The sequence below is a fragment of the Acinetobacter sp. YH12227 genome (genome assembly GCF_013417785.1).
Classification (GTDB): domain Bacteria; phylum Pseudomonadota; class Gammaproteobacteria; order Pseudomonadales; family Moraxellaceae; genus Acinetobacter; species Acinetobacter gandensis.
The window spans coordinates 14284-27923 of the sequence record NZ_VPDH01000021.1 but is presented as its reverse complement, the minus strand read 5'-3'; the positions used below and the strand labels follow the sequence as shown (position 1 = coordinate 27923).

Below are 13640 nucleotides of genomic sequence, written 5' to 3'. Positions count from 1 at the left end.
AAATTTATCTAAAATATTCTTCTCAAATCTCACAATGAGATAAAGCTTAAGCTTTCGCCTCTAGAACTTTACGTACCGGACCAAAGCTACGACGGTGCTCATCAATAACACCAAACTCAGCTATCGCTTCAAAATGCGCTTTAGTCGGATAGCCTTTATGCTTTGCAAAACCATACTGCGGATATTTTGCATCAAGTTCTACCATTTCATGGTCTCGAGTAACTTTTGCTAAAATACTGGCAGCCGAAATTTCAGCATGTATTGCATCACCACCAACCACGGCATCACAGCTCATGCTAAGCCCTTGTGGGACTTTATTGCCATCAACCAGCACGTGATCAGGTTGAATTGCCAATTGTTCAACAGCACGACGCATTGCTAAGAGAGAAGCTTGCAAAATATTGATCTCGTCAATTTCAGCAGCCGAACTTTCAGCAATCGCCCAAGCCAATGCTTTTTCTTTAATTTCGACAAACAGTTTTTCCCGTTTTTTTTCGGTGAGCTTTTTAGAGTCATTTAATCCCTCAATTGGATTATTTGGATCTAAAATAACAGCTGCCGCCACAACTGAACCCACCAATGGGCCACGCCCTGCCTCATCTGCACCAGCTACTTTCATTTCTTTTCTCACACAATAAAAAACGACCCTCTTGCGCCAAAACCAGCTCAGCGTAGAGGATCGTTTTATTTCAATACTTAGTTTTTGAGTGTTTCAACTACGCATGCATTTAATGTATTCGTAACAATTTTAGCTGCAAGATTTGCTTGTGACGTTTTATCCATTGCCGCAACAACTAAATCTGTAGCAGTAACACTGGTCGTCGCTTTTTCACCGACACATGAACATACTTCAGTTTGAAGTTCAGACTTTTGAGTCTCAGTTAAAACTTTAGAAGCAGTTTTCCAATATGTATTGTTATTTAATTCAGTTACGCATTTCGCTTGCACGCCTACTTTAACCGCCATCATTGCAAGACTATTGGTCGTTGTTGCAGCCGAAGTACCTGTACCAGTGGTACCTGTTGCAGCACATGCAGAAAGAACTAAGGTAAGTGGCGCTAGAACTGCAGCTAATTTTTTCACAGATGAATCCTTTGTTATGTTAATCAGTGGGCGTATTGTGCACCAACTCGCCCTATAAACGGTAAGTCTATTTAAAAATAATGCTGTAATTGTGTAGTTTAACAGCAAAATCAGTGTTGCAAATTCTCAATACTGTGTCTCAGTTACATGTATGTTTTCAAGCACAAGAATGCTTTAATATCTTTCATCGTATAAATTTTTTACTTTTCAAAATGAACAATAATTCGCAATATTACACGCGTACTGCTCAAATTCTACATTGGTTAATGGCTATTATTTTTATTGGTGCATGGATCATTGGCTTTTATAGTGGAAACTTTTTAAGTTATGACGTCGATGGTAGTTTTAAAGGTCAAGTCATTACCTTACATAAAAATATTGCAACGACCATCATTTTCCTTGTAGTCATTCGTATTTTTTGGCGATACACCCATCCTGCCCCTGAACTCCCAAATACAATGTCTAAAAATATGAAGACATTAGCTCACTTTGGCCATTTAGCACTGTATTTTATGTTACTAGCACTTCCAATTACTGGTTGTTTATTTAGTTGGAGCGCTGGACACCCTGCGCCTGTGCTGTATTTATTTGAAATTCCACGTTTAGTACAAGACAATCCCGAATTACTTGCGATTGTTAAACCTTTACATATTTGGATTTCTTGGGCTGCTGGAGTACTGTTAGTTGGCCATATTCTTGCAGCATTAAAACATCACTTTATTGATAAAGACCACGTACTCAAAAGCATGACGCAACAACCGAAATAGAGTATTCGAACTTTATTTTTTTCCAAAATTTAAAAAGCCACTTTATCGTGGCTTTTTAAATCCTAATAGTCTTAATTTAGTGCCTGCTGCGCACAACCACGTAGACTATTTAAAACCGCTTTTGAAATTAATTTATTTTTTTCAGATTCACTTACCGCGGCTGTCATCAAATCTTTAGCTGTCATTTCATCCATTGCATGTTCACTCACACACTGGCAAATGGCTGTTTGATTGTCTTTCTTTTGCGCCGCACTCATAAACATAGATGCTCCTTTCCACACTTTAGATGCATTCAGTTCTTGCCCACACTGATATTCGATAACAGGTTTCAACATTTTTTGACTGAGACTTTGCGACTTTTCCGCCATTGCAGCAGAGCTCAATCCCACTGTTAAAACAGCAACGATTAAGTTGAAAGAAAAAATTGACGATGATTTCATGACAGATAACTTAGACAAATAAAAAAGGCAGTGAGGATTCACTGCCTAAGTAGTATACGCCGATGTTTAATTCAACGCCTTGATCTTTTCTACCCAAGTTTGCTTATCTTCATCTGATATGAATGACGCTTCAAATGAATTAATAGCAAGCTGTTTCAATTCATCATTATCTAATGCTAGCGCTTCTGCAATAGCAATAAAATTATCATTCATATAGCCACCAAAATATGATGGATCATCTGAATTGACAGTGACATGTACACCTTGCTGCAATAAGCGACGAATATTATGATCAGCCATATCATTCACCACACAAAGTTTTAAATTACTCAGTGGGCAAACGGTTAATGGCATTTTTTCAGCAATGAGACGCTGCATCAATTTAGGGTCTTCTTCAGAACGAACGCCATGATCGACACGGTTCACTTTTAATAAGTCTAGCGCTTCCCAAACGTATTCTGCGGGACCTTCTTCACCAGCATGTGCAACCACCAAGAAACCTTCTTCACGTGCTTGTGCAAATACACGCTCAAATTTAGAAGGTGGATGTCCAACCTCACTCGAGTCTAAACCCACACCAATAATTTGTTCTTTATATGGCAATGCTTGTTGCAATGTTTCAAATGCCGCTTCTTCTGACAAATGGCGTAAGAAGCACATAATCAAATGTGAGCTAATTCCAAATTTTGCTTTTGCATCGTCACAAGCACGTTGCAAACCATTTATAACTGTCGCAAATGCAACACCACGATCGGTATGGGTTTGTGGATCAAAGAACATCTCAGTATGAACCACATGATCTGCTGCACATTTTTTAAAATATGCCATCGCTAGATCATAGAAATCTTGTTCAACAATCAGGACATTTGCACCCGCATAATAAATGTCGAGGAATGATTGTAGATTGTGAAAGTTATATGCTTGTTTTACTTCCTCAACCGATTTATACGGGATTTCAATCTGGTTGCGCTGTGCTATAGCAAACATTAACTCAGGCTCAAATGTGCCTTCAATATGTACATGCAATTCAGCTTTAGGCATGCGTTGAATCAGCTCAAGTTGGTTCATATCCTAACCTCGTAAAATTCATGTTCAGAAAATAAAAAAGGGTGTAAACAACGTTTACACCCTCCTGTGTTTAGGGTGTATTAACCACCAAACAACGCAAATTTAAGTGCCCAAAGTACAGCAATAATCCATACCATATACGGTACAGTTGCTGCTTTACCTGTGAACAATTTCACTAATGCGTAGCTAATAAAGCCCATCGCAATACCGTCTGCAATTGAGTATGTAAACGGCATGAAAATAATCGTTAAAAATGCTGGAACGGCTTCAGTAATATCATCCCATTCAATGTGAACGATACCTTGAATCATCAACACACCAACGAACAGTAGTGCTGGCGCAGTCGCAAAACCAGGTACAGATTGTGCAAGCGGTGCCAAGAATAAACACAGCAAAAACAACACTGCAACAACAACAGCAGTTAAGCCAGTACGACCACCCGCAGCAACACCTGCAGAAGATTCAATATAAGGTGTTGTTGAAGATGTACCTAATGCAGCACCTGCAACAATCGCTGATGAGTCAGCAAATAACGCTTTTTTCAGACGTGGTAATTTTCCATCTTTTAACAAGCCTGCACGGTGAGAAACACCCACCAATGTACCTGTAGAGTCAAACAAATCGACTAAGAAGAAGACAAAAATTACACCAATCAAGCTTGCTTCAAACAAACCAGAGAAGTCCATTTGCATAAATGTCGGTGCAATTGATGGAATATGACCAACAACGCCTTGGAATTCATTAAAGCCAAACATGGTTGCAATAGCAGTAATTGCAAGGATACTGATGATGATCGCACCACGCACCTTGAACTGATGCATAATGACAATCAATAGGAAGCCAAGCAAAGCCAACAGTACAGATGGTTGACCCAAATCACCCAAGCCAACTAGAGTTGCTTCATTCTTCACAATAATGCCAGCATTTTTTAATGCAACTAAAGCAAGGAACAAACCAATACCACCGCCAATCGCAAGTTTAAGTGACATTGGGATTGAATTGACAATCGCCTCACGAATCTTAAACATACTGATTGCGATAAAGATTAAACCTGATACAAATACTGCTGCTAATGCAGTTTGCCAAGGTACACCCATTCCTAAACATACAGAATAAGTAAAGTACGCGTTTAATCCCATACCGGGCGCAAGTGCAATTGGATAGTTAGCTACAAGCCCCATAACCAAACAGCCGATAGCTGCGGCTAAACAGGTTGCAACGAAGACAGCCCCATGATCCATCCCTGTAGCGGACAAAATCATTGGATTGACAATAATGATGTAACACATCGTAAGGAATGTAGTTACACCTGCAATCACTTCTGTTTTAAACGTCGTTTTGTTTTCACTCAGTTTAAACAGGCGTTCAAGCATATTTTCGGAAGATGGATTAGGAGTCGTCATGACCTAGCCCCTATTAAGTAAACTTTATGCCTTTGGCATTCCACAAAATTAATCATGATGTTTTCCCATCATTAATTTTGTAGAAATTCTAGCAATGTACATGCCAGCAAGGCTGATTTAGGGTTTAAAACAATCCTTTTTTCAGCATATTACACACTGAAAAATGCAAACAAAAAAGCTGCATAACCATATGCAGCCTTATTTTAACTCCATTTAATCAGACTTAAATTCAATAAAATCTGACCAAATGTATGAGCAGCAAAATTATAACACATTGATTTTTTAATGTTTCCACAATTTCATCGCAATATTAATCTAGTAAATTTAAATCACTGTTTTAATTATATGTTTATGTATTATTATATATAAAAATAATGTATCTTGACCTATAAGCTATTATTTATGTCTTGTTTAGACATTGTTTCAGAATAAGCAAATTTTGCTTGTTCAGTACGATTAAAAGTCTGATCATCATATTCATTGAATACTTGATCAGCTTCCTGTTGCTTTTTTAATTCAGCATTTTTATAAACAGAAAACCCTAGATAGCAAACACTCAACATTAAGATTGGTATAATTAGTTTTTTCATAACTAAAAATTATTCTTGATTAAACTTTGAATTATCATAACAAAAATTACACATCATTATGTGACATAAATCACACTATTTTGAATTATTTTTAATATTCTTTGCTGTTTTGTGTATAAACCGTAAAAAATGTAATTCAATTTTCACGTTAAGTTTGTGTGATCCATGCCAAGATTCAGGTATTTTAGTCTTTTTTATTTATTAAAAAATTATAAAAAACAATTATATTCAATGACTTAATCTTATTTTTAAGATTCTATTATTTTTGAATGGTATAAACGCATTTTATATTCTGATACACAACTTGAGAATTTTGCGATCAATGTCATTTTATTTGTCTTCTTATCGAAAAATTTACTTTCCGATAAGTGGCTGATCAGCACTCAACACAAATCGCTAAAAAATACCACACCTCAAATTTATTAATAAAATTCAAAGTGTGGCATTGCTAAAATGTAAAATTAAGCTGCTTGTTCATCACGCTTAAAGACCAATTCACCTTTAAGTGAACTCTCCGCATCAAAATAATAACCATCAGTATTGAAGGATTTGATGTCTTCTGCTCGTTCAATTTTATTTTCGAGTAAATAACGCGCCATGAGTCCGCGTGCTTTTTTAGCATAGAAACTAATGACTTTATACTTTCCATTTTTTTGATCAAGGAATACAGGCTTAATAATTTCAGCTTTGATCTTCGACTCTTTCACAGACTTGTAGTATTCATCAGAGGCAATATTCACCAGAAGTTCTGATTCAGCCTGTGCCAAATCTGCATTAATGGTCTCTGTAATCGTATTACCCCAAAACTCATATAAGTTATTGCCGCGAGTATTTTTAAGTTTGGTTCCCATTTCCAAACGATAAGGCATCATTAAATCAAGCGGTCGTAATAAACCATAAAGGCCTGACAACATACGTAAATGTTTTTGAGCATAATCAATATCTTGCTTCTCTAACTGATATGCATTCAAGCCTGTATACACATCACCTTTAAAGGCAAAAATAGCTTGACGGGCATTCGCAAAATTAAATTCAGGTTGCCAATCACGGAAACGCTCTGCATTTAGAGTGGCTATTTTTTCGCTTACGCTCATTAAACTGGCAATTTCACTTGCGGATAATTTGCTAGCCACTTCAATTAATTCTTGAGAGTGATCAAGCAACCGTGGTTGGGTAAATTTTTCTGTCGGTAATGCAGTTTCATAATCCAAAGTTTTTGCAGGAGAAATTAAAGCGAGCATAAACAACCTGATTAAATTTTAATTAAATAAACTATAACAGTTGCGTTATTTCAAAGCCAATCTGTGTTTTTGATAAACATAATCTGTAAACTATGCGACTCTCCCGCTTTCACATTTTAGTCATTATGTCAGAACAACTGTTCATTCAAGGGCCTGTTGGTCAGCTTGAAATTTTTATTGATTATCCACAGGGTGAAGTGAAAGGATTCGCGGTAGTTACACACCCTCACCCACTGCAAGGTGGCACACCACAGCACAAAGTCCCTGTACTATTAGCACAAATGTTTTTAGAACGTGGCTATGTGGTTTATCGCCCTAGTTTTCGCGGTTCTGGCCAAAGTGCTGGAATACATGATGAAGGCAATGGTGAAACCAAAGACACCATGCTAGTGATTGAATATGCACGCAGCCAACATCCTAACTTGCCATTTTATGCAGGTGGTTTTAGTTTTGGTGCGAATGTAATGACAAAATGCTATGCGTTGTTACCTATCGAATTACAACCTGTACAGACCATTTTATGTGGTTTACCAACCACGACAGTTGCAGGTGTTCGTCACTATGTAACCCCTCATATTAAGGGTGATATTCTCTTTATCCATGGTGAAGAAGATAATGTAACCCTGTTGTCTGACCTCATTCAGTGGGCTAAACCTCAGCGCCATTTAATTACCGTTTTACCGGGTGCAAATCATTTCTTTACGGGTTACTTAAAACAGCTCCGTATTGCAATTTCGCGCTTTTTAGTTTGATCCCAATTTGTATCAAAATTAATAGAATAAAAAGTCAGTCTCGCTGGCTTTTTATTCTTAATTTTTAGGTATTTCAATAAATATGTAACTTTCAAACTGAATTTAAATAAGTGTTTAATTGCTTGATGGCCAAGCAAATAGAATAAAAAGACTAAAAGATATTTATAAAATGTCAGAATGAAATATTGTTTTAAATATAACTTTTCATTAAAAATACAGAAAAAAATATACAACAATAATTTTCCAAGGGGAAACATGAAATTTATCATCGCCATAATAGCCAGCATGATCATTGCATTGTTGGTTTATTACTTTAATTCAAAGTCAGAAACGCCAACAGCTATACCTGCATCCACAGTCTCTGCTGAAAGTGGTCCTAAAGCCTATTTAACTGCATCTTATAAAATGAATGTACAAGGTCGAGACTTCAACTTGAAGATGGTATATGACTTTCCAAATACGGATATATGCCAAGCTCAACTCAATAGCTCTGAATCAAGTAGCATGATTTCAACATTCAAACAGCGCTGTGACAACGATTCTGTCTGCCAAGCTGCTGAAGTTTCTTCGTGTTCAACGTTTACCGATCAAAAATACAAAGACATGCTCGATAAAAATTATCATGATACGCACTATATTCATATTAGTGATCCTAAAATCGCTAATCAGCGTGGTGTGATTGTATTTTGGGGTTTGAATGAAAGTGAAGCATCAGGCATGTGTGACCATATGAAAAAAGGCAATCGCACAATTAACCCTCTGATTATTGAATGTTTATAAAACGCTGTTCAATAAATAAAAAAAGCAGCTGATTGCTGCTTTTTTTATATCAGTTTTTAACACGTTACTTATTAATGGTTTTCCATTGAAATTCACTATAGCTTTCATTTTCCTTTAAAGTATTTTCAACCGCTTGTGCTAATTGATTCAGCAAACTTTGTTCAGTAATTCTATCTAGCCAGTCTTGATCTTCATCTGGATAAGAGGTGATTTCACAGACCAAACGACCCGCCTCGTCTTTGCCTTGGCACATGACAGAAAGTGGCAATTCATGTTGATCAACACTTACTGCAATTTGGTCACCACTTTGCGAAAGGGTTTGAAAACCATATTTCTCAAGCTTACTTGCTAAAAACTCAGCCACTTGAGTTTGAGTATCCACCGTCGTATCCGCAAGATCTTGTTCACTGTTTGCAGTAAATTGTAGTTTTCTCATTACGCTATCCAAAGGCTTTATTGTTGTATGGTTTTAGCATAAGCAATAAATACAAAACAGCCAAGCATTTGCTTGGCTGTTGTCTAACAAATATACAATTTCTGTGAAATATTTTTTATTCACTTACTGCAATTTCAAGACCTGCTTGCGTTGTAAGCTCAGTAAATGTTGGGAAACTTGTTGCAACAGTTTCTGTACCCAGAATATTAATTTCACCAGAAGTTCGTAAACCTGCCATAGAGAAGCTCATGGCAATACGGTGATCATGATGTGATTCAATTTGACCACCTGTGAAAATAGCACCCCACTCACCAGACTTACCTTTACCTTCAATGATAATGCCATCGTCAGTCGGTGTGCATTCAATACCCATAATTTTCAGGCCATCAGCCATCACTTGAATACGGTCTGACTCTTTTACGCGCAGTTCAGCTGCACCTGTTAAAATTGTTTGACCTTCCGCACATGCAGCAGCAATAAATAACGCTGGGAATTCATCAATCGCCAATGGCACTTGATCTTCTGGCATATGAATGCCTTTGAGTGTACGTGAACCACGAATACGAATGTCTGCAATTGGTTCACCGCCTGCAATACGTTCATTTTCAACCGTCAGATCAGCACCCATTTGTTTTAAAATTTCAATCACACCAGTACGTGTCGGGTTAATCCCCACCGCTTCCAGAGTGACATCCGAACCTTCGGTAATTGCTGCACCAACCATAAAGAATGCAGCTGATGAAATGTCTGATGGAACTTGAATATCAGTACCCACTAGCTTTCCACCGCCTTGCAGTGAAATACGGTTACCCTCAGTTTTCACTTCATAACCAAAAGCACGCAGCATACGCTCTGAATGGTCGCGTGTAGGTTCAGGTTCAGTCACAACTGTTTCACCTTCAGCCCATAAACCTGCCAATAAAATACCTGATTTTACTTGTGCAGATGCCATTGGCAAGTCGTAATGAATCCCCTTTAGCTTTTGACTTCCTGAAATCGAAACTGGTGGTGTACCACGTTCACCTGTAGTCTGAATTTGCGCACCCATTTCACGTAAAGGTTTTGCAATACGCTCCATTGGGCGTTTAGACAATGAAGCATCGCCCGTCATAACCGAGTCAAACTGTTGTGCAGACAACATGCCTGAAAGCAGACGCATTGAAGTACCTGAGTTACCCATATATAACGCACTTGCAGGCGCTTTTAAGCCATGCATGCCTACGCCGTGAATGGTGACTTCACCATTTTTCGGGCCTTCAATACTCACGCCCATATCACGGAAAGCTTGTAATGTTGCTAACGCGTCTTCACCTTCAAGGAAACCTGTTACATGAGTCGTTCCCTCTGCAATGGCACCAAACATGATGGAACGATGTGACACAGATTTATCACCTGGCACAGTAAATTTACCTTGGAATTTCTTAACACCTGGTAAAATTTTGAATTGCTGTGTCGTCACTTTGTTTTTCTCCATCAGTGGTTTCTTTGCGAGCATGTGATTGAAATGCTGACGTGCTGCTTGTGCATGCCCCAGCAATCCCATCAATGCTTGTGAATTTTCATCTTCAATCAGTTTACGTAGAACGGCCAATTGTCTTTCAAAGCCATCCACCGCATTTAAAATTGCCTTTTTATTAGCAAAAAAGATGTCATGCCACATATGTGGGTCGCTTGCAGCAATTCGTGAAAAATCACGAAAGCCACCAGCGGCATAACGGAAAATATCTAAATTGTCTTCTCGGTTAGCCAGCTGCTCTACCAAGTTAAATGCCATTAAATGTGGAAGATGACTGGTATGGGCCAACACTTCATCGTGTTTTTCCACATCCATACAAATCACTTCCGCTTTGGCAGCTTGCCACAATCGAATCAGTTTCTCTACTGCCCAGTCTGCACTGCTTGGTAACGGCGTCAAAATGACTTTGTGATTTACGAATAAATCAACCTTACCTGCGTGTACACCAGTATGCTCAGCGCCTGCAATTGGATGACCTGGAACAAAACCAGCTGGCAATTGCTCACCATAAACCGCTTTGGCAGCATCAACAACATTTCCCTTGGTGCTACCAACATCTGTAATAATGGTCTGTTCAGACAAATACGGTTTGATAATTTCCAAGACTTTTTGCGTTGCACGGACAGGCAATGCAAGAACAACCAGGTCTGCACCTTTGACCGCTTCAGCGGGGTCGTTATAGCCCTGCTGAATCAGACCTAAATTTTTAGCATCGTCCAAAGTTTTTTGTGAGCGTGTAGACGCCACAATTTCTTTGGCCAAGCCTTCTGCAACAATGACACGAGCCAGACTTGAGCCAATGAGCCCAAGCCCAATAAAAGCAACTTTTTCGAATAGTGGCACAGACATAACTTACGCTTTTGCCTCTAGGCCCAATACTTTAGCCAATGCAGCGAGGAATTTTGCATTTTCAGCTTCAGTGCCAATAGACACACGAAGATGTTCTGCAATACCTACAGGACGTACAATCACACCTTCTTTTAATAAAGCGTTGAATGTTTGTGCAGGATCTGCTTTTACATTTACTAAAATGAAGTTGGCACGTGAAGGTTCATAGTCTAAGCCTAAAGCCTCAAAACCTGCTTCAAGCTGAGCCATACCTGCTTTATTGACAACACGTGATTTTTCAATAAACGCTTCGTCTTTAAGTGCAGCAACCGCAGCAACCATTGCTAAATGGTTGACGTTGAACGGCTGACGAATACGATTTAAGAAGTCGGTTACTTCAACTGACGCGAGTGCAAAACCAATCCGTAGTGCAGCCAGGCCATAGCACTTAGACATGGTACGGCTCACAATTAAGTTTGCGTATTGGTCTAAGAATTTCAAGCTATTGAAGTTTTCTGGGAAATATTCCACATACGCTTCATCTAATACCACAATCACATTTGCAGGCACATTTTGCATGAATGCTTCAAATTCAGCTTCTTCAAACCAAGTCCCTGTTGGGTTATTTGGATTGGCAATGAAGATCAATTTAGTATTAGCTTTAACCGCAGCAGCCATTGCCTCTAGATCATGTGAGAAGCCTTTCGCAGGGACTTCAATTGCTTCAGCATTAATTGCTTGAGTCACCAAACTATAAACAGCAAATGCATGTTGGCTATAAACAACTGAATCATTTTCAGAAACGAATGCGCGAGCAAAAATTTCCAGAAGATCGTTTGAACCATTACCCAAAGTAATACGGTTATGCGCTACACCAAATTGTTTTTCAACTTGGTCTTTTAGAATAAAACCGCCACCATCCGGATATCGACCAATTTCAGCAAGTTCAGCAGCAACAGCTTCTTTAACTTTATCTGAACAACCCAATGGGTTTTCATTTGATGCGAGTTTGACGATATCAGTAATACCCAACTCACGCTCAAGTTCACTAATTGGTTTACCTGGTTGATAAGGCTTTAACTTTGCAATGCCTTCATTGGCTGGGACAAACGTCATTTTACACTTCCGGTTATTTCAAGTGATGAAGGTGATCAACTCCTGTTGAAGCTGATCACAGTTGTGATCTTAAAGAACAGCAATCGGATATGAACCCAATACACGAATTTCTTTTACTAACGGACGAATTTCTTCAATTGCCGCTTTCACGTTTTCTTGCTCAACATGACCTTCTAAGTCCACAAAAAATACATAAGCCCATTTTTCAGGCAATGCAGGACGGGTTTCGATACTGGTTAAGCTGATGTTGTGCTTGGCAAACGGTGCAAGAATTTCAAGTAATGCCCCTGCACGGTCATGTGCAGAAATCAACAATGAAGTTTTATCATTGCCCGATTGCGGTACTTTCTCACGGCCAATCACTAAGAAACGTGTGGTGTTTTCTGGGTTGTCTTCAATATTGCTATGCAAAATTTCTAGATTGTAGATATTCGCTGCCACTTCAGATGCAATTGCAGCAGAGTGCCATTCATTACGAATACGACGCGCAGCTTCTGCGTTTGAGCTTAAAGCCACACGTTCTACACCTGGATAATGTGCATCTAACCAACTACGGCATTGTGCTAACGTTTGTTGATGCGCATAAATTTGCTTAATGCTGTCTTTACGAGTGTTTTCAGACACCAGAAATTGGTGGTGAATACGAAGTTCAACTTCACCAATCACATTGAGATGTGAAGATTTGAAGCAATCTAGGGTATGGTTCACTACACCTTCAGATGAGTTTTCAACTGGCACAAGACCATAGTGCGCACTGCCTGCTTCTACTTCGCGGAATACTTCATCAATCGTTGGAAGTGGGCGAACAACAGCATCTTGACCAAAATGTTTTAAAACAGCCGAATGCGTATAAGTTCCGACTGGACCTAAAAACGCAATACTTTGTGGTGCTTCAAGTGCCAAACATGCCGACATGATCTCACGAAATAAACGCGCCATAGTCACATCAGATAATGGCCCTTCATTACGATCCATAACTTTACGTAAAACTTGTGCTTCACGTTCAGGACGATAAAACAGTGGATTCTCTTCAGCAGCAAATTTTGCTTTTGCAACTGCTTCTGCCAGTTTCGCACGACGGTTGATAAGTTGTTGAATCTGCATATCAACAGAGTCAATATCATCACGAATCTGAACTAAGTCAAGAGAAGTCGTAGTGTTCTGATCATCGTGGATCATTGTTATGTCGCCCTTCAAAAATATTTTGCAAACAGTATAACAATAGTTAGCTTTCAATTGTTGCGCAATACGACTTTGATTGATTCAGTCTTAAAAACATACAGTTGATTAAACCATCATCAGTTCAACTGAAGAACCAAAACAGGTAAATTGATCAACTTAGCAATTTTTGTTGAATATGAATTGAAAGAACCATCATTCGGAGAATTTGGACATTTTTAAATAAAATTTCTTAGCAAAAGTTCAAGCCAAATAATCTTTAAAACAAACCTAAGTAATCTGTGCCACATACCAGCTAAAAGACTCTACATACTGCAATAACTTGAAACGAATACAGGTGATTTAAAACAAACTGTCATTGGTCATCTTTTCAGTGATTTATGCTTTACCATCACCTAATATTTACAGACGTTGACGCATTGATAACAAATAAGACAGACA

The 13640-nt window shown here is 38.6% G+C and carries 14 protein-coding genes; 3 read left to right on the top strand and 11 right to left on the bottom strand.

From position 1 onward, the window contains the following. Positions 1-46: 46 nt before the first annotated feature. Positions 47-619: a ribonuclease HII gene (rnhB, locus tag FTV09_RS06535; RefSeq protein ID WP_067762634.1), complete on the bottom strand. Its 573-nt coding sequence runs from the start codon at positions 617-619 to the stop codon at positions 47-49. A 77-nt stretch (positions 620-696) separates the two neighbouring features. Further along, positions 697-1083, bottom strand: a complete 387-nt coding sequence (locus FTV09_RS06530; protein ID WP_067762635.1) for a hypothetical protein — start codon at positions 1081-1083, stop codon at positions 697-699. 212 nt (positions 1084-1295) lie between these two features. Here FTV09_RS06530 and FTV09_RS06525 point away from each other — a divergent pair, with 212 nt between their 5' ends. After that, the gene (locus tag FTV09_RS06525) at positions 1296-1850 is read left to right on the top strand and encodes a cytochrome b (RefSeq protein WP_067762669.1); all 555 of its coding nucleotides are present in this window, start codon (positions 1296-1298) and stop codon (positions 1848-1850) included. 71 nt (positions 1851-1921) lie between these two features. On the opposite strand, the gene FTV09_RS06520 is transcribed toward FTV09_RS06525, so the two are convergent. The 5 genes from FTV09_RS06520 to yaaA all read right to left on the bottom strand — a co-directional run bounded on the left by FTV09_RS06520 (position 1922) and on the right by yaaA (position 6592). After that, on the bottom strand, positions 1922-2290 hold the full coding sequence (locus tag FTV09_RS06520) for a hypothetical protein (protein WP_067762636.1): 369 nt from the start codon (positions 2288-2290) through the stop codon (positions 1922-1924). Between the two features lie 66 nt (positions 2291-2356). Beyond that, a complete protein-coding gene (locus FTV09_RS06515) occupies positions 2357-3358 on the bottom strand; it encodes an adenosine deaminase (protein WP_180057413.1) in 1002 nt (333 codons plus the stop codon). A gap of 80 nt (positions 3359-3438) precedes the next feature. Beyond that, positions 3439-4761, bottom strand: coding sequence for an NCS2 family permease (locus tag FTV09_RS06510; protein ID WP_067762638.1), 1323 nt, complete (start codon positions 4759-4761; stop codon positions 3439-3441). A gap of 386 nt (positions 4762-5147) precedes the next feature. Beyond that, positions 5148-5351, bottom strand: coding sequence for a hypothetical protein (locus tag FTV09_RS06505; protein WP_067762639.1), 204 nt, complete (start codon positions 5349-5351; stop codon positions 5148-5150). Positions 5352-5812: 461 nt separating this feature from the next. Then, positions 5813-6592, bottom strand: coding sequence for a peroxide stress protein YaaA (gene yaaA / locus FTV09_RS06500; protein ID WP_180057411.1), 780 nt, complete (start codon positions 6590-6592; stop codon positions 5813-5815). Positions 6593-6717: 125 nt separating this feature from the next. Here yaaA and FTV09_RS06495 point away from each other — a divergent pair, with 125 nt between their 5' ends. Both FTV09_RS06495 and FTV09_RS06490 read left to right on the top strand, forming a co-directional pair. Continuing rightward, entirely contained in the window at positions 6718-7344 is a 627-nt protein-coding gene (locus FTV09_RS06495; protein ID WP_180057408.1) for an alpha/beta hydrolase, read from the top strand. A gap of 255 nt (positions 7345-7599) precedes the next feature. Then, the gene (locus FTV09_RS06490) at positions 7600-8124 is read left to right on the top strand and encodes a hypothetical protein (RefSeq protein WP_180057405.1); all 525 of its coding nucleotides are present in this window, start codon (positions 7600-7602) and stop codon (positions 8122-8124) included. A gap of 64 nt (positions 8125-8188) precedes the next feature. Here the strand turns inward: FTV09_RS06490 and FTV09_RS06485 are convergent, their stop codons facing one another. From FTV09_RS06485 to pheA, 4 genes are all read right to left on the bottom strand, one after another. Beyond that, positions 8189-8560 carry a hypothetical protein gene (locus FTV09_RS06485; RefSeq protein WP_067762644.1) on the bottom strand — a complete coding sequence of 124 codons (372 nt, stop codon included), beginning with the start codon at positions 8558-8560 and terminating at the stop codon, positions 8189-8191. 115 nt (positions 8561-8675) lie between these two features. Continuing rightward, a complete protein-coding gene (locus tag FTV09_RS06480; protein WP_180057402.1) occupies positions 8676-10925 on the bottom strand; it encodes a bifunctional prephenate dehydrogenase/3-phosphoshikimate 1-carboxyvinyltransferase in 2250 nt (749 codons plus the stop codon). Positions 10926-10928: 3 nt separating this feature from the next. Further along, positions 10929-12020 carry a histidinol-phosphate transaminase gene (gene hisC / locus FTV09_RS06475; RefSeq protein WP_180057399.1) on the bottom strand — a complete coding sequence of 364 codons (1092 nt, stop codon included), beginning with the start codon at positions 12018-12020 and terminating at the stop codon, positions 10929-10931. Positions 12021-12089: 69 nt separating this feature from the next. Next, positions 12090-13199: a prephenate dehydratase gene (pheA, locus tag FTV09_RS06470; protein ID WP_067762647.1), complete on the bottom strand. Its 1110-nt coding sequence runs from the start codon at positions 13197-13199 to the stop codon at positions 12090-12092. Positions 13200-13640 lie beyond the last annotated feature (441 nt).

Coding starts and splice junctions, on each gene's coding strand:
- rnhB (WP_067762634.1), bottom strand. CDS start 619: ATGAAAGTAGCTGGTGCAGATGAGGCAGGGCGTGGCCCATTGGTGGGT.
- hisC (WP_180057399.1), bottom strand. CDS start 12,020: ATGACGTTTGTCCCAGCCAATGAAGGCATTGCAAAGTTAAAGCCTTAT.
- FTV09_RS06485 (WP_067762644.1), bottom strand. CDS start 8,560: ATGAGAAAACTACAATTTACTGCAAACAGTGAACAAGATCTTGCGGAT.
- FTV09_RS06515 (WP_180057413.1), bottom strand. CDS start 3,358: ATGAACCAACTTGAGCTGATTCAACGCATGCCTAAAGCTGAATTGCAT.
- FTV09_RS06495 (WP_180057408.1), top strand. CDS start 6,718: ATGTCAGAACAACTGTTCATTCAAGGGCCTGTTGGTCAGCTTGAAATT.
- FTV09_RS06505 (WP_067762639.1), bottom strand. CDS start 5,351: ATGAAAAAACTAATTATACCAATCTTAATGTTGAGTGTTTGCTATCTA.
- FTV09_RS06520 (WP_067762636.1), bottom strand. CDS start 2,290: ATGAAATCATCGTCAATTTTTTCTTTCAACTTAATCGTTGCTGTTTTA.
- FTV09_RS06525 (WP_067762669.1), top strand. CDS start 1,296: ATGAACAATAATTCGCAATATTACACGCGTACTGCTCAAATTCTACAT.
- FTV09_RS06480 (WP_180057402.1), bottom strand. CDS start 10,925: ATGTCTGTGCCACTATTCGAAAAAGTTGCTTTTATTGGGCTTGGGCTC.
- FTV09_RS06490 (WP_180057405.1), top strand. CDS start 7,600: ATGAAATTTATCATCGCCATAATAGCCAGCATGATCATTGCATTGTTG.
- FTV09_RS06510 (WP_067762638.1), bottom strand. CDS start 4,761: ATGACGACTCCTAATCCATCTTCCGAAAATATGCTTGAACGCCTGTTT.
- yaaA (WP_180057411.1), bottom strand. CDS start 6,592: ATGCTCGCTTTAATTTCTCCTGCAAAAACTTTGGATTATGAAACTGCA.
- pheA (WP_067762647.1), bottom strand. CDS start 13,199: ATGATCCACGATGATCAGAACACTACGACTTCTCTTGACTTAGTTCAG.